The sequence below is a fragment of the Shewanella marina JCM 15074 genome, from assembly GCF_000614975.1.
GTDB lineage: Bacteria > Pseudomonadota > Gammaproteobacteria > Enterobacterales > Shewanellaceae > Shewanella > Shewanella marina.
On the sequence record NZ_BALM01000002.1, the window covers coordinates 105,223 to 125,775 of the forward strand.

Below are 20,553 nucleotides of genomic sequence, written 5' to 3' on the forward strand. Positions count from 1 at the left end.
TGATTATGTTTGATCTCGCACAAGCAATTACTCAGCAGACTGATGAAAGCCGTAAAAATGAAGGGCCAAGTGGATGCTCGCTCTTTTATCAAACGGAGCAATGCCAACAACTGATATTGGAAGTATTCCGATTTGAGGGGTGGCAAACACCTAATAGTCTCAAAACTTATGGCAAAAACCCTAAGGTAGCAGATACTGAGCTGCAGCAGATTATTGTGATTGAGATGAATCAATCCCATGATATTGTTGAAGATGTGAAGCAGTTTGCACATGAGTTGCCAAATCATAAAGGCATCGTCATTATCGGCCAAGAAGACACTATTAGCACCATGCGAGCCTTAAAAGATATGGGTTTTTACTATCTATTATGGCCATTAAATAAAAGCGAACTGACTGACTTTTTAAAGCATGTACACAGCAATCAGCAACGCTTCTCTGGGGTACTTAAAAATAGAAAGGCCAAACGAGTTGCGGTGATTGGTACTAAAGGTGGCGTTGGCGCGACATTAGTCGGGGTTGAGCTTGCTGCTTGTTTGGCGGATGGTGGTGCTGAAACCATTTTAGTGGATCATCAATATCACTATAGCAGTGTTGATATTATGCTTGGTCATAAAAACTTGGTGAAACAAAATAGCATTAATTTAGCACAACATCTTTATGATATGGATGCGGTTAGCGCCAATGATTATCTAATAGATATAACTAAACATTTACGTTTATTAGCGGTTGAAGGAAAAGATTCTCAAGATACCTTATTAAGTTATAGTCGCAGTGTCAGTGCAATTTTGCTTTATAACGCTAATTTTATTATTGAAGACTTTTCTGCTGCGATCAGTACCAATGTCGATATCGAGCAACTGGTTGAACCCTTTGATATTTTAGTGTTAGTGCTTGAACCTACCGTAGCATCAGTGCGCGCAGCTAGACAGTTTATGGATCAAATTAAAAGTTATAATCTTGAACATCAGCAAGAAACCCGCATTTTATTATTTCTTAATTATCATCGCCCTAAAGAGGCATTCTCACTGACGCAAGCGGAAGTGGAAACTCACCTAGAGCAAAATATAGATGTCAGCCTTAATTTTGACAACCGCTGTTCATCATTATTACTGCAAGGGCAACGATTGCATAAAGTAAAGACCATTGCCTCGGCTGCATTTAATGATTTAGCGTTATTAGTGCATGGTAAAACATTAATGCAAGCCCCATCTGTGCTAAATAAGCTTAAGGGGTTATTTCGATGATCAATAATAATAAAGAGCTGTATCTCTCATTTCGAAATAAGATTTTTGAAGTACTGGATGCGCCTGAAATTGTCAATATGAGCCGGGAGCAACTGGAGCAACAGTTGCACAGCGCCTTATCGGTATTAACCAAGAATTATCGCCATACCGTACCCACCATGGTGCGAAATACGTTAGTTAAAAACCTGGTCGATGAGTTAACGGGGCTAGGGCCTCTGCAACCCTTAATTGAAGATGACACTATTACCGATATTATGGTCAACGGTTGTAGCCAAATCTATTATGAACGGTTGGGTAAAATTCACCGTTCAGAACTGGTGTTTATTAACGAACAACAACTCTTTGAAATTGCGCAGCGAATCGCTAGCCGCGTGGGGCGTCGAGTGGATGAATCGTCACCTATGGTGGATGCACGATTAGAAGATGGTAGCCGTGTCAATATTGTAATTAATCCGATTGCTATTGATGGTACCACTATCTCTATTCGTAAGTTTAGACAGCAAAAAATCAGTTTTGAAGATTTAGTTAAGTACGACAGTTTATCGATGAGCATGGCGCGAGTATTGATGATTGCCGCCCGTTGCCGGTTAAATATTGTGATTGCTGGTGGCACGGGTTCAGGTAAAACCACCTTACTGAATGCGCTATCAAATTATATTGGTCAAGATGAACGTATTATCACCATTGAAGATGCGGCTGAATTGCGATTACAACAACCGCATGTAGTGCGCTTAGAAACTCGACCTGAGAGCGTTGAAAGTACAGGAAAAGTGACCCAACGTGACTTAGTGATTAACTCACTGCGGATGCGGCCTGATCGCATTATTGTGGGTGAGTGTCGTGGTAGTGAAGCGTTTGAAATGTTGCAGGCGATGAATACGGGCCATGATGGCTCGATGACCACCTTGCATGCTAATAGCCCTCGCGATGCGATTGCCCGTATTGAGTCGATGGTGATGATGGCAAATTTAAATCAGCCGTTATATGCCATTCGCCGCGGTATTGTCAGTGCGATTCATCTGATTGTACAGGTTAACCGCCAACGTGATGGTTCGCGTAAAATTGTGAGTATTGCTGAAGTAATGGGGTTAGAGGGTGACAACGTTGTTCTCGAAGAGTTGTTTAGATTTGTGAGTCGTGAGGGTAACCAGCAAGAAAAAGTGGTTGGAGAATTTACTTCACCGGGAATTATGCAGCGCTCTATTTTAATGAAGCGCGCTGCTTATTATGGCTTACAGGATGAGTTAGCCGTCGCTTTTAGGGGAATATGATGAGCCTCTATATTTCGATTTCACTATTGCTGTTTGGCGTTGCGGCATTGTTGTATCGTTATAAGCAGCAAAATCTAAAAATGCATTTTTTGGCTAAACCAGAAAAGGTTGAAACCATTAATAATGCACAAGCCCTTAATATACGGTCGCTACACAAACTTGGCTGGCGGCAGCGGATTTTTCATGCATTAGCGCCTGGCTTGTCGATGTTAGGTGATCGGGCATTGCTTAAAATTGCGCTATTTATGGTGTCGCTATTTTCAATTGCCGTTTATGTTAATAATCAGTACCTAGGCTTTAATAGTTTGTGGTTACCCATTATTGCTACCGTTTTTGGCTGTTTATGGAGCTGGCTATGGTTGGTGAATAAACGCCGCAATGAATTTGAAAAAACCTTTCCTGATGCACTTAATATTATGATGAGTGCCGTTACGGCGGGTGAAAGTATTATGCAATCCATCAGTTACGTGGGGCGCAGCATGGACAATCCGGTTGGGCAATTGTTTAAAAAAATGGGTGAACACTTAAAATTAGGTGAGCCACCTGAACAAGTCTTTAATCGTGCCATTGAACAGTATCCCTATCCTGCATTTATTTTCTTTGTGGTGACTATTCGCGCCAATATGGCTCGAGGTGGTCAATTAAAGTCGGTGCTGGCACGATTAATTCGAATATTGGTTGATAGTCGAACGTTAGAGAAAAAGAAAGAGTCTATGACCTCTGAGGCTCGTATGTCGGCCAAAATTGTGGCGGCGTTACCGTTAATTTTTATGATCATTATCAGCTATATCAGCCCTGGTAATATTGAGTTTGTGCTGCATGATCCCGATGGCCGTTATCTGCTTTATTACGTCATCGGCAGTGAGTTATTTGGCTTATCGATTATTGCGTTTCTGATGCGAGGTGTTCGCTAATGTTACTGAGCATATTAACTATTTTATTGGTGTTGTTAAGTGGGCTGATAGCTTGGCAATTAACCCTATGGTATCGACAGCAGGCAATAAAAGCCCAAATTAAGCATTACCTTAATATTGAAAAAGAGCGGCCATTATCTCGATTGCAAACTTTGATTAATCAGGTTGGGGATAAACACCAACAAGAATTTGCACAACAGTTTGCCGAGGCGGGTTTTTATAATTTTCCTATTGCACGTTACTACCTCGTCATTAAGTTTGGATTGATTACCGTAATGGCCCTTGCGGTGGTGTTGTCAAATTTAACGCCATTGATCAAAGTGTGTGTCGCCAGTGCCAGTTTAGTGGCGATTATTATTGTGCCGAACATATTGTTAGATCTTCGTAAACGCGCCTTAATTACTAAAGTTTCGCGGCAACTGCCTTATATGCTGGATATGATGGCAGTTTGTGTGCAAACCGGCATGACACTAGAAGCATCGTTAACTTACCTTGGCAAAGAGCTTGAGCCATTTGATAAAGATCTTTGTTTCCAGATCCGCAAGACAGCGACTAATGCTCATGTTAAAGGGCTTGAAAAAGCATTAATGAATTTAAGTGAACGCTTGCCTACGCCAGAAGTGCGTAGCTTTGTATTAACCTTGATTCAGAATTTGCAATACGGGACTTCAATTTCCAATGTATTAAGTTCATTAGCGAAAGATATGAGAAAGATGCAACTACTTGAAGCAGAAGAAAAAATGGGTAAGTTATCGGCAAAAATGAGTGTGCCACTGATTTTATTTATTTTAATGCCCATTGTGGTGTTGATTCTTGGCCCCGGAATTATGCAGCTCTCTGTGGGAGGTGTGCAATGATACGTCATTATGTAGCGCAATGTACTCGGTTAACCTGTTTAGTCGGCTGTCTGTTGTTATCGGCATGCACCACAAATTTGCCCAATAATCAGCTGGCTGCGGAAGATTTAAAAGCCATTAAAAATTACCCCGCCTTAATCAAGCATTACAAACAGGCGCTGCAAGTATCTGCTAATGACCCATTGATTATGCTTAATTTAGCGGAGTCTTATTGGTTAGCCAATGATATTGAATCTGCCCAGTTTTATGTTGAGCAGTTACAACAGCAGCACTATCAAAACGCCAAGTTATATTACTTAGCGGCTAATATTGCCAGCGAAAGTGGTCACTATCAGCAGGCGATCGCTGACTTAAAGCAGGCACAACAATTAGGTTATAAGCATTCAGATTTGTTTATTAAGTTAGGGATTGCATATACCTATAATCAAGATTATCAACTTGCTAAACAAGCATTTAATCAGGCTCGATTACTGGGACATGATGAAATTGGTGTTAAAAATAATCTGGCGGTTATGTATATCGCGCAGGGCGAAGATCAAGTGGCGGTTGATTTACTTTATCCCTTGTATTTACAACAGCCTAAGCTTGAAAAAATTAAGGTTAATTTAGCGATTGCATTATTAAAGCAAGGTAACCAGCAATTGGCGCAGCACATATTAGGGCGCCAATTAAGTGCACAACAACTTGAGCAATTACAAGCCGCACTGACAAGGAATGTGCCAGTGCCAAATCAGCAACAGGATGTGGATCATGAACAAATCTAAACAGGGTGGCGTATTTACCGTTGAATTTGCACTGGCCAGTTTTATCTTGTTTATTGTCAGTTTTGGCGCGTTTGAACTGTGCCGTTATATCTATTTGGTTAACTTAACCAATACTGCGATTAGTGAATCAGCGCGTGATACCAAAGTACATTGGCACTATGGCGAAGGTAGTAATGTTAATTATAACGATCGCTTAACAGACATGTTTAAGCAACAAGGACAACTGTGGCGTTATCTTGCGATTGACCCTGAGCTATTTCATTTAGATATCTGTTATTTCGAGAGTTATGACGACGTAAAAAGCAAGCAAAGTATCTGTAGTGACAGTGCCGATAAAAGTGTATTTGCCCAATATACTTTGACTTATGATTACCAGCCTCTCATGGCTTTTACTGGAATAGGGCAACATCAAATTACCCGTAAGATATTAGCCGTTCAAGAACAACAAGGATGGGACTCATTATGAAAAAGCGACAACAAGGATCGTTTGTAGTTGAGTTATCATTTGTGCTGATTTTTTTTAGCTTCGTGATCGTTTTTATGGCCGATATTGCCATGCAACTTTTTCATCAATCTAACTTACAGCGTGCCAGCTATTCATTAGTGAATGTGCTTAAAGAGCGAAGCCGTTTTTATATTGATATTGATGAAGATAAACATCAAATTATTCGATTTCAGGTTGATGATAATGATTTGAAAGACATGCAGATCATGGCTGATAGATTACTTAATTCATCAAACGAAAAGCCTGTCAATTATGGCATTAGGATTGAGTCATTAAGTAATAGTGCAATGAGAAATAATCCAAGTTTAGTTGAGTTTGGATTATTAAGTTGTCTATCAGATGATAAATTAAAAACAGATTCTCCTTTGTTACCTAATAATCTTGAAGAGTCTGAATATACTCTTTATCAAGTGAGTTTATGTTACCAAATCGATTCTTGGTTTAGCCGTTTAATTAACTTAGATGATAAGCATACCATTGCTTCATCTGCTGTAATGGTGGGCCGTTAATATGAAAAGTTATCGTAAACAACGTGGCGCAGCAGCCATCTATACCGCAATGTTATTAGTGCCTCTATTTGGCACGGTATTTTTAGCATTAGAGGGAACACGTTATGTACAACAGCAGAATCGATTAGCTGATGCCAGTGAGGCTGCTGCATTGGCTGTGGCTTCAGTGGGTGGCGGTCAAGGTGACAGTAATAAGTTAGCAAGGGCTTATGTACAGCATTATATGCCGCAACAACAAGGTGCTGCCGTTGATAATGTAGAAGTGGCTATTACTCGAGATAAGCAATTTGTACAGTACAAGGTAGTCGCAAATACCAATCATCTCTCTTGGCTCTCTAGCTCATTGATCCCGAGCTTTGAAGAGCAAGTGACTGTTGCTAATAAAGCGATTGCTCGAAATTATCATTATGGCTTAGAAAATTTAGATTTAGTTTTTGTGGCTGACTTTTCCAGTTCAATGGCTGATGAAGATGATATATGGACTGAAAAAGATGAGCATGAAATTGACGTTCTAAAAGAGGCAATTCGTTATATCGTTGAAGGTTTAGCGAAAGACGATAATGGTGATGTGGTAAATGAGTTACCGCAAATAGGAATTGTACCATTTAACTTACGTGTGCGTGAGCTAAATGAAAGTACGAATAAAGCTTGGTGCCCAACTTATTTATCTTATAACGACGTTGTTAATAAAGCTTCAGGATTAAAATATGCCGATGTCGATTGGCAAGCTTGGTCAGATCAATCTTATGCAAGTTTAAAAACCTGTGCAGATGGCGGAGAGTGCCCTGTTGGTGATCAAAATGAAGCTAAATTTATTCGAATGGCGTTAAAATTTGATGAATTTGCTGAAAGAGATAATCGAGCAGGAAATACTCACGAATTATCAGGCCTATTTCCTAAAAATTCAGATAGTGAAGATGTTGGATTTATTGATGATCGTATTTTTATTGATTTTGGTGTAACGGCCTCTATTGATATTTCTAATCTCGATTATTTAACCGAGCACCAATCTTCATTTCACTTATTGGACGTGGCAGGTGGTTCAGATTTAACTAATATTGTTGGACCGATTAGTTATGAACAAGATAAAGCCTTATATCCATTAGATAAACGTCAATACTTGAACTTTTGTCGTCAGCCCGATGAAGATCATGAATATGGTGATGATGAGCATTACCATGACTTAGTTATTAAAGATGGTTATGTGCGTTGTGATGATGATAAAGATGACGACGATGGTGATGATGATGATCACGAATATCATTATGGTGCTAACTTCTATACCTTAGATTTAGACCAAGGGTTAACTACAGAACAGAAGCTCGACAAACTTGATGAGATGTGGCCACAAGGGGGCAGTGCGGCATACCAAGGCTTAATTCGTGGCGCACAAATGTTACATGATAGTCATGACTCTGAGCGGGTGAAATTGATTCTAATGGTATTAGATGAAGATTATGACGGCGATGAGGATGACTGTGGTGAAGATAAGAGTCGTGATGATGACGAAAGCCAAAACGCCTGCGCTTTTTATGATTTAGTCGAAGCGGGTTTATGTTCTAACTTACGTAAACAATTTGGTGAGGGACAACTTCATATCGGGTTAGTTGGTATCGATATGGAATATGAAAAAGATGACGATGATGAACTGGGTGTTTTAGCTATTCACCAATGTGCTGGCTATCAGTTGAATGGTAAAAAACTTGATGAAAAATTTTTGTTTGCTGAACTTGATGATGAATTAGACGATGATGTCAATCCTCCTTCATTGGAAAGTGATGATAAAGATGCACTCGATAAACTTATTAAACAAATAAAAACACTACTTGAACTCGACAACGAACACGGCGCAGCATCAGGCGTAAGCACCTTACACTACCGCCATTTAGAGCATTAAGGTTGAAAATAATGAATAATAAAATGAGCAATACCACAGGCCTATGTGCAGCGTTATTCTCGCTCTTGGGGATGGTGAATAGCGCGATGGCCGCCGATGTTAATCAGCAGATTGAAACCTTCTGTGCGGGTCAAGATTACAACTTACAACAAACGGTAAAAATTGGTGACGTGGTTGCGATTGCCAATCATCGTGATGGTTATTTGCAGATTAATCAAACAGTGGATAATGAACAAGTCAAGCAAGCGCTATTACGCTTAGCGCAACTGTCAGCCACAGATCTTGATTGTATGGAATACCTTAACAGCCGTAATCTCATCACGACGAAAGCGGATAAAGCGCTATTGGCCCGAGTCTATTTTAATTTTGATAGCAGTGAATTAACGCCTGAATCAAAGACTATTTTAGATAAGATAGTGCAGCAGCTTAAACAGCAGCCACAAGTGATTACATTAGCGGGCCATACCGATGCACAAGGTCGTAAAGCTTATAATCAGGTATTAGGCTTGCAACGGGCTGAGCAATCAGCAACTTATATGACTCAGCAGCAATTAGAGCCTACTCAAATTAAGACGCAGAGTTATGGCGAGTTACAACCGATAGACACGAACTCCACTGCACAGGGGCGTCAGCAAAATAGACGTGTTGATATTAATTTATAAGGCTTATTAAATTATAGTCATTTTAATAACACGGTTATTTTAATCGCGCAGATAAGTTTACAGGGAATAATTAAGATTAAGGAAATATAGATATATCCTTTTGTGATTATTCGTTACTCTAAATAGGTCATTTAATGGCCTATTAAAATGGAGTAAGAATGAATATTCAGCAGCGTAACTCATATTTGGCTCTTACTATGGCAACGTTGGCTTTTGCCGCATGTTTTTCTGTTTGGACTTTGTATTCAATTTTAGGAATAGAATTAAAGGAGCAGCTAAACTTAACTACAACCGAGTTTGGTATGTTACTGGCTGCCCCAATATTTACAGGTGCTATTTTAAGAATACCGGTTGGATTTTTAGCTGAAAAAGTATCATGCCGTTCTTTTTTATTTTGGCAAATGTTATTTACTGTCCCACCTCTTTTTTATCTATTTTATGTCGATAGTTATAACGGATATATCGTTACAGGTTTCTTACTTGGATTCTCGGGTGTCGCGTTTACTATAGGTATTCGCTATGTTACCGATTGGTTTGAAACCAAAAAACAAGGAGTAGCCTTAGGGATATTTGGTGCGGGTAATGCTGGTGCAGCTATTACTTTAGTACTCGTTCCAATTATTGTTGAGCACTTCGGCTGGCAGTGGATAGGTTCATTTTATGGGGGAGGAATGATTGCAATTGCTATTTTATTTCGATTATTCGCACCTGAAGTTAATTCTTTTTATAAAGAAAAGCAGCAAAAAGAACATCTTGAGTATTATTTAAAACCATTGAAACATCTACAAGTGTGGCGATTTGGGCTTTATTATTACTTTGTTTTTGGTAGTTTTTTAGCATTACTTTTATGGCTGCCTCAATATTATATGACAGCATATCAATTGCCATTAACTCAAGCTTTAACCTTAACTTTATTATTTGTAACTAGCTCAAGCATTGCACGTGCTGTTGGTGGTTGGTTTGCTGATAATTATGGGGCTAGAGCCGTTAATTGGAGTGCTTTTGGGATCTGCTTAGTTTGTTTATTTTTTTTGAGTTATCCGCCAACGACGATGACCGTTCATGGTGTGAATAAAGATGTCACGGTTGCGATTAACGTTAATGTATGGTTTTTCACATTGTTAATCTTGATTATTGGACTGGCTCAAGGATTTGGCCGTGCCAGTATTTATAAAACGATTTATGATTATTATCCACATCACATGGGCAGTGTCGGTGGGGTTGTAGCTGCTGTAGGCGCATTAGGTGGTTGCACCTTGCCAATTTTATTTGGTATCGCAGTTGATGTTATTGGTGTTTATAGTGCCTGTTTTATGTTGCTATATGGTGTATTAGCAAGCTGTATGATCGTAATGTACTTTGCTATTCGGGCTGAAAGAAAGCAAACGTTATTACAAGAAGCCATTGCTAATAATTTTTTAGAAAAGGATTAATCTAGCTTTAATTTATAAGGTTATTTTATTATCAACCGCCCATAGGACGACCTCAATTCGACTTTTTAAGCCTAATTTCTTGAGTAAATTTTTGACATGAACTTTGACGGTCGATTCAGTTATCCCTAGCTTTTTTGCAATCTCTTTATTGCTTTTTCCTGCTGCGATGAGCTTTAAGTTTTGTAACTCACGTTGAGTTAACAGCTCTAAGTGGGATGTTTGGTTGCTGTCAGTGCGTAATGACTTAGCCATTATTTGGGTTAATGGCGAACTGATAACAAATTCACCGCGTAGGGCAAGATGGATTTTTTCTATTAACTCTTCGGGCTCTGAGTCTTTGAGTAGATAGCCATCGCTATTGAATTTAATGGCTTGTAGCACATCACTTTCATTATCTGAAACAGTAAAAATAATAATTTTACTGTTAATATCTGCATTTTTTAATGAAATAAGCGTATCAATACCATTAAGTTGCTTCATATTGAGATCGAGTAGTACAAGATCGGGTTTATGTTGTAGTGCAAGTATAATCCCTTCTTCGCCTGAGCTGGCTTGAGCTATAACATCAAGATTATCTTCTAATGAGATTAATTGAGCGAGACCTTGTCGTAGGGCGGGGTGATCGTCAACGAGTAAAATAGTCGCATTTTCCATATTATTACCTTATCGATATTATGGGTTGAAAGTCATTGTGATTATCGTTCCCGATGGATTCTTGTTTGCTAATACTAATTTACCAGATAAGGATAGAGTTCGCTCTCTCATAATATTGAGGCCAAAGTGTCCTTTATTCGTTTTATCTATATTAAATCCCTGCCCATCATCCCATATCGTTAACACAATTAATGACTCATTTTGTGTTAAAGATATCCCCGCAGTTGTTGCTTTTGCATGTCGCTGTATATTTGATAATGCTTCTCTTATGATTTGAAGTAAATGAATTTCTTGATTAGCAGATAAACAGTTTTGTTCAATATTATAATTAAATCGAATAGGGTGTTGGCATTTCTGACTAAATTCCGCCACAGTGCCTTGCAGGGCACTTTCTATGGTTGGCGCATCGAGTTTTAAGCGGAAAGTCGTTAGTAATTCTCGTAATTGTAGATAGGCATTATTTAAGCCTAACTTTATTTCAGAAATCGTTTCATCAATTTGAGGTTTTGGGACTTGTTTTTCCATTTTACGTGTTAATAGGCTCATTTGTACCTTTAGGAAGGACAATGATTGCGCTAGTGAGTCATGTAATTCTCTGGCAATAATGGCTCGTTCTTCAGATATGAGTAATCGATTCTCGGTATTTTTTTGTTGTTCAAGTTCTATGGCCGTTGCCACTATATCGGCCATTGCTTGCAGTAATTGTTCTTGCCATGCTTGTGCTGTGTAATTTGGCGGAAGTTGCCAGATGATATCACCAAAAATCTTATTATGTTTTTTCAGTGAAAATTGTAGCGTATGCACAAAAGTATCATCATTTTTCATCTCTTTTGCTCTATATATTATTAGCTTATCAAGCTGTTTATGGATCAGTTTAATTGAAATTCTTCCTGCGCTAATTAATTCTTCAACATCGTTAATAATGTCATGTTTTATTTGGTGGTAATCTTGGGTTGTAAGCTGTCTAGCAGTTTTATATAGCAGCGCTAATGATTGATTACTGCGGGTCAATTCAGTTGTTTTTTGTTGTACTCTTTGCTCATAATCTTGGTAGGTGCAACTAAGTTGTGTCGACATCTGTTTAATGGTGGTTGCGAGGAGACCTAATTCATTATTCGCATCAAAGGTAATTTTAGTCTCAAAGTTACCTTTGCCTGCTTGTTCTGCCACATAGACAAGGTTTCTTAGGGGGATGATTAAGATTTGATTTAATTTAATCAGTGCAAAGGCACTAATGATCAAAATAATAAAAACAGCAATACTTTGAATTAATCTAAGTAAACTTAATTTATGTTCAGATTCTAGTTGGATTAAATAAACAAGTTTATTTATTTCGTCTGTTAATAAGTCATAATCTTGTGGCGTTGGTTGCTTATTATCTCTATATAAAATTTGCCACTGCTCTATTATTTTAAGATATTGTTCTTTAACTGATTTTTCATTAATGCTGGTATCAAAACTTGTTTGCTTTAAGTTGGCTAATTTATCATTAAAAATAGTTTTTTCTTGTATCTGCTCAGTATTCGATAGTAAATCTGCACGCGACACTCGCATGAGGTGTAGTCGTAATGCGCCACTTTTATTGAGTAATTCAGCATCACCCGCTAATCGTTCAGTCACTAAAATTGATGAAATCATACTGACTAATGCCAGCGTGATAATAATCGAAATATATAATCCTGCAGTTGCAATTAATGATGCGTCATTGTGATGTTCTGGTTGTTCTAATGTATTGCTACTTGTCATGGCAATATGCCTATATTTAATTGTTTTATGAGACTACTACCAAATTTTCCACCCTGAGCATTCACTATATAAGAATATATTTATATTGTTTAAAAACAAAGCTGTATGCTTGTTTTTTGGCTAATACTTTGGTGGTAGTTTTGTGGTGAACAACAATTTTTAACAGTAAAAAGAATGATCTCAGTCAAATCATCATTATACGTGGATGTTAGTTTCTCGTTAAATATAAGTAAACCTTGGTGACCATTGCTTGGATAAACGACGTTAATTTCTTAATCAATTATCAACCGTTTAGCTAGCAACATATTCGCCATGATTGGAGAAGCGAATGTCTGATATAGATAAATGGGATGTTGAAGATCCTAAGTTTTGGGATGAAAAGGGGAAAAAAATTGCCAATCGTAATTTGTGGCTTTCAATTCCAAGTTTATTGTGTGGTTTTGCTGTTTGGTTATATTGGGGAATTATTACCATTCAAATGCTTAATTTAGGTTTTCCGTTTGCAAAATCTGAGTTATTTACGCTAATGGCGGTTGCTGGTTTAACGGGAGCAACATTAAGAATACCAAGTAGTTTTTTTATTCGGTTATGTGGTGGCAGAAACACTATTGTGTTTACCACGGCCTTATTGATGTTACCTGCAATCGGTACTGGAATCGCGCTGCAAGATAAGAATACGCCGTTATGGGTATTTCAAATGTTAGCTTTACTTTCAGGTTTTGGTGGCGGTAACTTTGCGTCATCAATGTCAAATATCAGCTTCTTTTTTCCTAAAAAACAACAGGGGTTAGCGCTTGGTCTAAATGCTGGTTTAGGTAACTTTGGGGTAACGACCATGCAAATATTGGTGCCATTAGTGATGACTTTTGGCATCTTTGGCGGCGAGCCTATGGAATTGGTGAATACCTCTGGTACTTTGATTGGTAAAATTCCTGCGGGTTCCGATGCATGGATCCAAAATGCCGGTTATGTGTGGTTATTATTTCTCATTCCATTAGCTATCGTGAGTTGGCTGGGGATGAATAACATTAAAGCGGCACATGTGACACCTGAACTTCCCAATCCCATCAGTTCTTTCAGTATTATCAGTGGCATGCTTGCAGTTGGTTTTTTGACATCAATCTTAGGCTTATGGCTAATGTTACCTGAAAAGGTTGGCGGTTCTGGGTTTGAGTTAAGTAAGTGGCTTGTATTACCCATAGTTATTGCATTAACGGTGTTTTTATTAAAATTAATTCCGGGGCAAGTAAAGAATAATTTAACTCGCCAATATAAGATTTTTGGTAATACTCATACTTGGGTAATGAGTATTATTTATACCATGACTTTCGGTTCATTTATTGGTTTTGCTGCTGGATTCGGTCTATCGATTAAGGTGATTTTTGGATATCAACATGTCATGGTTGATGGCGTCATGAATCATGATATTGCGAATCCTAATGGCCCTAGTGCATTGATGTATGCATGGATGGGACCTTTTATTGGTGCATTAATTCGTCCGGTCGGTGGTTGGATTGCTGACAAAATGGGCGGAGCCAAAGTCACTCAAATTTGTGCCTTCATTATGATTGCAAGTGCCGTGGGTGTTGCATACTTTATGAAGGCTGCTTATGCCTCTGAAACTCCTCAAGAATTCTTTGTTCCTTTCCTCGTGTTGTTTTTGGTGTTATTTGCCGCAACGGGCATTGGTAATGGTTCAACTTTCCGCACTATCTCAATGGTATTTGATAAAGAGCAAGCAGGTCCTGTGCTTGGCTGGACATCTGCTGTTGCCGCCTATGGCGCCTTCATTATTCCCAAAGTATTAGGTGAGCAAATTAAGCTGACCACTCCTGAAAATGCTTTATATGGTTTTGCCATATTCTACGGCGTATGTATTGCCATTAATTGGTGGTTCTATCTCCGTCCTGGCGCAGAACATAAAAACCCATAACTTGATAATTGTGTGGCGATATAGGGGCTGCACTAATTATCAAGGACAGTAAAACAATAATGGGTGGATATGAGTTGTACCACTCATCTTGATAAAACATGGAGTAAGAGATGAGCAATTTTCTTGACCGCTTACAGTTTTTTAAAAAGAAAACAGGTGAGTTTAGTGATGGTCACGGTGATACCACGAATGAGAGTCGTGAGTGGGAAAACAGTTATCGTCAGCGGTGGCAGCATGACAAAGTCGTGCGTTCAACCATGGGGTTAATTGTACAGGATCCTGTTCTTGGAAAATTTATGTAAAAAATGGATTAGTGACATGGGAAACCCAACAAACTGATTATCCCCGTACTCGTCCTGATTTACCTAATCATGAACCACGAGGTTGTCCGCGTGGTGCCAGTTATTCATGGTATTTATATAGTGCAAATCGCCTCAAATACCCAAAAGTGCGTAAGCCACTATTAAAGTTATGGCGTCATGCTCGTGCAACTCAAGATCCTGTTTCAGCTTGGGCTTCGATTGTTGAAGATCCAATGAAAGCTGAGTCATATAAATCTAAGCGTGGTTTAGGTGGTTTTGTTCGTTCAACTTGGGATGAAGTGAATGAAATTATTGCTGCTGCAAATGTTTATACCACAAAAACCTATGGGCCTGACCGTGTCGTTGGTTTTTCTCCCATTCCCGCAATGTCGATGGTTTCATATGCAGCTGGTGCCCGTTACTTATCTCTTATTGGGGGCGTGTGTTTAAGTTTTTATGATTGGTATTGTGATTTACCACCATCGTCACCAATGACTTGGGGGGAGCAAACAGACGTGCCTGAGTCTGCCGATTGGTATAACTCAAATTATATTATTGCTTGGGGCTCAAATGTGCCACAAACACGTACCCCAGATGCGCATTTTTTTACTGAGGTTCGTTATAAAGGCGCTAAAACTGTATCGATAACACCTGACTATGCTGAAGTTTCAAAGTTAACAGATGAGTGGTTAAACCCAAAACAGGGAACCGATGCAGCGCTTGGAATGGCATTCGGGCATGTTATTTTGCGTGAGTTTCACCTTGAAAATCCAAGTCAGTATTTTACTGATTATGTGCGTCAATATACTGATTTCCCGATGCTGGTTGTTTTGGATAAATATGATGATAATTCGTTTAAATCAACCCGTTTTTTACGCGCATCTGATTTAGCCAATCATCTGGAGCAAGCCAATAATCCTGAGTGGAAAACTGTTGCGATAGATGAAAATAGCCATGATTTCGTCTCTCCAACTGGATCAATTGGTTATCGTTGGGGGGAAAAAGGAAAATGGAATATTCAGCAACGTGAAGGGGCAGAAGGTCGAGAAACTAAACTGCAACTATCACTGATTGGTGAAGATATCTCACCAGTATCATTTCCCCATTTTGCGGGAGATGATGCGAATAAGCATTGGGTTGCATGTGCGCAGGAGCAGGTTCAAGTCCGTAATGTACCCACTCGGACAATCATAAATGCCGATGGCGAAAAATTAGTTGTTGCCACCGTATATGACTTAATGATGGCCAACTATGGTCTTGACCGTGGATTAGGGGGGAGAATGTTGCCTCTAGTTATGATCAAGATATTGCAGGTACGCCTGCATGGCAGGAAAAAATTACCGGTGTATCACGTGATAAAGTGATCAAAATCGCCCGCGAATTTGCTGATACAGCCAATAAGACCAAAGGTAAATCAATGATCATTGTGGGTGCGGCAATGAACCATTGGTATCACATGGATATGAATTACCGTGGCTTAATCAATATGGTGATGATGTGTGGCTGCGTAGGCCAATCAGGTGGCGGTTGGTCACACTATGTGGGTCAAGAAAAGTTACGTCCACAAACAGGCTGGCAACCATTAGCTTTTGGTTTAGATTGGTCACGTCCTCCACGTCAAATGAATGGAACTTCGTTTTTTTATAATCATTCATCACAGTGGCGTCACGAGAAAGTCAGTGTGCATGAAGTGTTATCGCCTATGGCGGATAAATCACAATTCCCTGAGCATATGCTTGATTACAACATTAAGGCTGAGCGTATGGGCTGGTTACCATCAGCACCACAGCTTAATCGTAATCCATTACAGTTAACCAAAGATGCACAAGACGCTGGAATGTCGACTAAAGATTATGCCGTTGAAAAGTTAAAGTCGGGTGAACTTAAATTTGCTGCAGAAGCACCTGATGCACCTGAAAACTTCCCTCGTAATATGTTTATTTGGCGCTCAAATTTATTGGGATCATCCGGTAAAGGGCATGAGTATATGCTCAAATATCTATTAGGCACCAAAAATGGTGTGATGAATGATGATTTAGGGCAACGAGGTAGCTTTAAACCTGAAGAGGTTGAGTGGGTTGATAAGGGCGCGGTCGGTAAGCTTGATCTGGTGACTACTCTTGATTTTAGAATGTCATCCACTTGTATGTATTCCGATATTATTTTGCCTACCGCTTGTTGGTATGAAAAAGATGATTTGAATACATCGGATATGCATCCGTTTATTCACCCACTCTCAACTGCAGTTGACCCAGCATGGGAAGCTAAATCAGATTTTGAAATTTATAAGGGAATTGCTAAAGCCTTCTCAAGAGTGTGTGAAGGTCATTTAGGTCATGAGACTGATTTTGTTACCGTGCCTATGCTACATGATACCCCAGGTGAATTAGCACAACCATTTGATGTGAAAGATTGGAAAAAAGGTGAATGTGAACTTATTCCTGGAATGACGGCGCCTAATATGGTGGAAGTCGAACGTGATTATCCCAACACATATAAGAAGTTTACTTCATTCGGTCCAGCATTAGACAAATTAGGTAATGGGGGAAAAGGGATTAACTGGAATACAGATGATGAGATTTTATTACTTGGAGATCTTAATCACCGTCATACCGATGAGGGAATAAGTGAAGGTCGACCCATTATAGAAACTGCAATTGATGCCGCTGAGACTATTTTGACGTTAGCGCCTGAGACCAATGGTAATGTTGCCGTTAAAGCTTGGGAAGCATTAAGTGAAGCAACCGGTATTGATCATACTCATCTTGCTAAACCTAAGCAGGAGGAGAAGATTCGATTTAGAGATGTACAAGCACAACCTCGTAAGATTATCTCATCACCAACATGGTCAGGCTTAGAAGATGAACATGTCAGTTATACCGCAGGTTATACCAATGTGCATGAGCTAATCCCATGGCGCACAATCACGGGTAGGCAACAGTTTTATCAAGATCATAAATGGATGCAAGCATTTGGCGAACAGATGATCTCATATCGTCCTCCAATTAATACTAAGACTGTTGATTATGTCAAAGGCACTAAGCCAAATGGCCATAAAGAGATTGTATTAAATTGGATTACTCCGCATCAAAAGTGGGGCATTCATAGTACTTATTCAGATAATTTGTTGATGCTGACACTTTCTCGTGGTGGACCCATTATTTGGATGAGTGAAGTTGATGCTAAAGATGCAGGTATTGAGGATAACGATTGGGTCGAAGTCTTTAATGCTAATGGGGCGATAGCTTGTCGTGCGGTTGTCTCACAACGTGTTAATCAAGGCATGACCATGATGTATCACGCCCAAGAGCGGATCGTGAATGTTCCAGGAAGTGAAATGACAGGTACACGTGGTGGTCACCATAACTCGGTTACGCGTATTGTCATGAAACCAACTCATATGATTGGTGGATATGCTCAGCAATCTTGGGGCTTTAATTATTATGGCACGGTTGGTTGTAATCGTGACGAGATGGTTGTGATAAGAAAGATGGATAAAGTTGACTGGTTAGAAGGTTCTGACAGCGATGATTTACCCCGTCCTCTACCCACTAATCCAGATGAAGCTTAAGGAGCCACGTCATGAAAATACGTTCTCAAATCGGTATGGTGCTTAACCTTGATAAGTGTATTGGTTGTCATACTTGCTCAATTACTTGTAAAAACGTATGGACTTCTAGAGAGGGGGTGGAATACGCATGGTTTAATAATGTTGAAACTAAACCGGGAATTGGTTACCCCAAAGAGTGGGAAAACCAAGATAAATGGAATGGCGGTTGGCAGCGTAAATCAAATGGTGAAATTCAACCTAAAATTGGGGGAAAATACCGTGTTTTAGCGAGTATTTTTGCTAATCCCGATCTGCCTGCTATTGATGATTACTACGAACCTTTTGACTATGACTATCAACATTTGCATACCGCTCCTATTGTTGAACACCAGCCAACAGCAAGACCACGTTCGGTTATTTCTGGTAAACGGATGGAAAAAATTGAATGGGGTCCTAATTGGGAGGAGATCTTAGGGACTGAGTTTGAAAAGCGCAGTAAAGATAAGAATTTCGATAATATGCAAAAGCAGATGTATGGCGAGTTTGAAAATACATTCATGATGTATTTACCTCGTTTATGTGAGCATTGCTTAAATCCTGCCTGTGTCGCTTCATGTCCTTCAGGTGCAATTTATAAGCGTGAAGAAGATGGAATAGTGCTTATTGATCAAGAGAAATGTCGTGGCTGGCGTATGTGTATTTCTGGCTGCCCATACAAGAAGATTTATTACAACTGGAAGTCAGGTAAATCTGAGAAGTGTATTTTCTGTTACCCACGTATTGAAGCGGGTATGCCGACCGTTTGCTCTGAAACTTGTGTTGGGCGTATTCGCTATTTAGGGGTATTGCTCTACGACGCAGACAAAATTAAAGAGGTTGCAGCAACAGCATCTGAGCAAGACTTATATCAAAAGCAGTTAGAGGTATTTTTAGATCCCTTTGATCCTGCCGTGATTGAACAAGCTCGACGTGATGGCGTTGCAGATTCTGTGATTGAAGCAGCACAAAAATCACCCGTTTATAAAATGGCAATGGATTGGAAGTTGGCATTACCGCTTCATCCTGAATACCGAACATTACCTATGGTCTGGTATATCCCATCACTCAGCCCGATTCAAAATGCAGTGCAAGCAGAGACTTTAGGCAAAGCTGGCGTTATACCGGATATTCGTTCACTACGAATTCCGCTGCAATATTTAGCTAACTTGCTGACAGCAGGGGATAAAGAGCCCGTGGCTAAGGCATTAGAAAGAATGTTAGCAATGCGAGCTTATAAGCGCGCTGAAAATGTGGAAGGGCTTGAAGACTTAGAGGTGCTTGAGCAAGTTGGGCTGACTAAGAAACAAGCTGATGAGATGTATCGTTATCTTGCTATTGCGAACTATGAAGATCGTTATGTTATTCCAAGTGGGCACCGGGAGATGAATGTACCACAAGCCTATGGGGAGAAAAGCGGATGTGGCTTTACCTTTGGGAATGGCTGTAGCGATGGTCACAATGGGGTCAATATGTTCGGAGGCAAAAAGATAACGCGCCGTGATGTCATCAAAACAGTCAAACTGGAGGAGTAATAGCATGTTAATTCTGAAGGTTATTTCAAGGTTATTAGACTATCCAACTCAGGCTCTATTTGATGCATCAGAACAGATGATTTGCGTGGTACAGCAATCATCTGATATCGCACCGCCAGAGAAACAAGCGCTGCTTAAATTTATTGATGATTTGACGGCCCAAGATCTATTTGATGCGCAAGAGCGATATGATCTGCTATTTGATCGAGGTCGAGCCCTGTCATTATTGCTATTTGAACATGTACATGGTGAATCTCGTGATCGTGGCCAAGCTATGGTTGATTTAATGGCCGTATATAACACGAATGGGTTTGATATAGACAGTTCGCAACTACCTGATTATTTGCCTCTTTATTTAGAGTATCTCAGTGAGCAATCTATCGACTATATCCATGAATGGTTAGGAGACATTGTTCACCTATTGGCCATGCTTTCTGAGCGTTTAATTGAAAGACAGTGTGATTATAGCGTGTTGTTTGATGGCTTGATTAGTCTAACTGATGTCGAGCTAGATCGTGTGGAAATTGCAACCATTGTCGCTGCGGAAGAGCGCGATGATACCGTGGCGGCAATTGATCAAGCGTGGGAGGATAAGGAGATCCGTTTTGATGACCCAATGACAGGGCCATGCCCAAATCAAGGCTTACATTCGTCAAAACATGCGCTAGACCCGAACACCATCAATCAAGTACCCATTAAATGGCATGATGCCGATGCTGCCGACGTCGCAGGATTGTAAGG

15 protein-coding genes and 1 pseudogene are annotated in these 20,553 nt (G+C 39.7%); 14 read left to right on the forward strand and 2 right to left on the reverse strand.

The window, feature by feature from the left end:
* Window positions 1–5: 5 nt before the first annotated feature.
* The 10 genes from JCM15074_RS02440 (at window position 6) to JCM15074_RS02485 (ending at window position 10,056) form a co-directional block, all read left to right on the forward strand.
* On the forward strand, window positions 6–1,244 hold the full coding sequence (locus JCM15074_RS02440; RefSeq protein WP_025819725.1) for a CpaE/TadZ family protein: 1,239 nt from the start codon (window positions 6–8) through the stop codon (window positions 1,242–1,244).
* A complete protein-coding gene (locus tag JCM15074_RS02445; protein WP_199899767.1) occupies window positions 1,241–2,515 on the forward strand; it encodes a TadA family conjugal transfer-associated ATPase in 1,275 nt (424 codons plus the stop codon). The genes JCM15074_RS02440 and JCM15074_RS02445 overlap by 4 nt, the downstream gene beginning before the upstream one ends.
* Window positions 2,515–3,429 carry a type II secretion system F family protein gene (locus tag JCM15074_RS02450; protein ID WP_037468938.1) on the forward strand — a complete coding sequence of 305 codons (915 nt, stop codon included), beginning with the start codon at window positions 2,515–2,517 and terminating at the stop codon, window positions 3,427–3,429. Before JCM15074_RS02445 ends, JCM15074_RS02450 begins: the two co-directional genes overlap by 1 nt.
* On the forward strand, window positions 3,429–4,286 hold the full coding sequence (locus JCM15074_RS02455) for a type II secretion system F family protein (protein WP_037468950.1): 858 nt from the start codon (window positions 3,429–3,431) through the stop codon (window positions 4,284–4,286). Before JCM15074_RS02450 ends, JCM15074_RS02455 begins: the two co-directional genes overlap by 1 nt.
* Window positions 4,283–5,050, forward strand: a complete 768-nt coding sequence (locus tag JCM15074_RS02460; RefSeq protein WP_025819729.1) for a tetratricopeptide repeat protein — start codon at window positions 4,283–4,285, stop codon at window positions 5,048–5,050. Before JCM15074_RS02455 ends, JCM15074_RS02460 begins: the two co-directional genes overlap by 4 nt.
* Window positions 5,037–5,516: a TadE family protein gene (locus JCM15074_RS02465; RefSeq protein WP_025819731.1), complete on the forward strand. Its 480-nt coding sequence runs from the start codon at window positions 5,037–5,039 to the stop codon at window positions 5,514–5,516. The genes JCM15074_RS02460 and JCM15074_RS02465 overlap by 14 nt, the downstream gene beginning before the upstream one ends.
* Window positions 5,513–6,064, forward strand: coding sequence for a tight adherence pilus pseudopilin TadF (gene tadF / locus JCM15074_RS02470; RefSeq protein WP_025819733.1), 552 nt, complete (start codon window positions 5,513–5,515; stop codon window positions 6,062–6,064). Before JCM15074_RS02465 ends, tadF begins: the two co-directional genes overlap by 4 nt.
* 1 nt (window position 6,065) lies before the next feature.
* A complete protein-coding gene (locus JCM15074_RS02475) occupies window positions 6,066–7,961 on the forward strand; it encodes a pilus assembly protein (RefSeq protein ID WP_025819734.1) in 1,896 nt (631 codons plus the stop codon).
* A gap of 11 nt (window positions 7,962–7,972) precedes the next feature.
* Window positions 7,973–8,623, forward strand: a complete 651-nt coding sequence (locus tag JCM15074_RS02480; protein ID WP_025819736.1) for an OmpA family protein — start codon at window positions 7,973–7,975, stop codon at window positions 8,621–8,623.
* Between the two features lie 158 nt (window positions 8,624–8,781).
* Window positions 8,782–10,056, forward strand: coding sequence for an MFS transporter (locus JCM15074_RS02485; protein WP_025819738.1), 1,275 nt, complete (start codon window positions 8,782–8,784; stop codon window positions 10,054–10,056).
* A 12-nt stretch (window positions 10,057–10,068) separates the two neighbouring features.
* Here JCM15074_RS02485 and narL read toward each other — a convergent pair whose 3' ends face one another.
* Both narL and JCM15074_RS02495 read right to left on the reverse strand, forming a co-directional pair.
* On the reverse strand, window positions 10,069–10,710 hold the full coding sequence (gene narL / locus JCM15074_RS02490; RefSeq protein ID WP_025819740.1) for a two-component system response regulator NarL: 642 nt from the start codon (window positions 10,708–10,710) through the stop codon (window positions 10,069–10,071).
* Window positions 10,711–10,728: 18 nt separating this feature from the next.
* The gene (locus tag JCM15074_RS02495) at window positions 10,729–12,456 is read right to left on the reverse strand and encodes a histidine kinase (RefSeq protein WP_025819741.1); all 1,728 of its coding nucleotides are present in this window, start codon (window positions 12,454–12,456) and stop codon (window positions 10,729–10,731) included.
* Between the two features lie 328 nt (window positions 12,457–12,784).
* Here JCM15074_RS02495 and JCM15074_RS02500 point away from each other — a divergent pair, with 328 nt between their 5' ends.
* The 4 genes and pseudogenes from JCM15074_RS02500 (at window position 12,785) to narJ (ending at window position 20,551) form a co-directional block, all read left to right on the forward strand.
* Window positions 12,785–14,389 carry an MFS transporter gene (locus tag JCM15074_RS02500; RefSeq protein ID WP_025819742.1) on the forward strand — a complete coding sequence of 535 codons (1,605 nt, stop codon included), beginning with the start codon at window positions 12,785–12,787 and terminating at the stop codon, window positions 14,387–14,389.
* A 110-nt stretch (window positions 14,390–14,499) separates the two neighbouring features.
* Window positions 14,500–18,262: pseudogene (locus JCM15074_RS20550) on the forward strand (nitrate reductase subunit alpha).
* Window positions 18,263–18,273: 11 nt separating this feature from the next.
* Window positions 18,274–19,812 (forward strand): nitrate reductase subunit beta, encoded by a 1,539-nt coding sequence (gene narH / locus JCM15074_RS02510; protein ID WP_025819743.1) that lies wholly within the window; start codon window positions 18,274–18,276, stop codon window positions 19,810–19,812.
* 4 nt (window positions 19,813–19,816) lie between these two features.
* Window positions 19,817–20,551, forward strand: coding sequence for a nitrate reductase molybdenum cofactor assembly chaperone (gene narJ, locus JCM15074_RS02515; RefSeq protein WP_025819744.1), 735 nt, complete (start codon window positions 19,817–19,819; stop codon window positions 20,549–20,551).
* The last annotated feature ends 2 nt before the right edge of the window (window positions 20,552–20,553 follow it).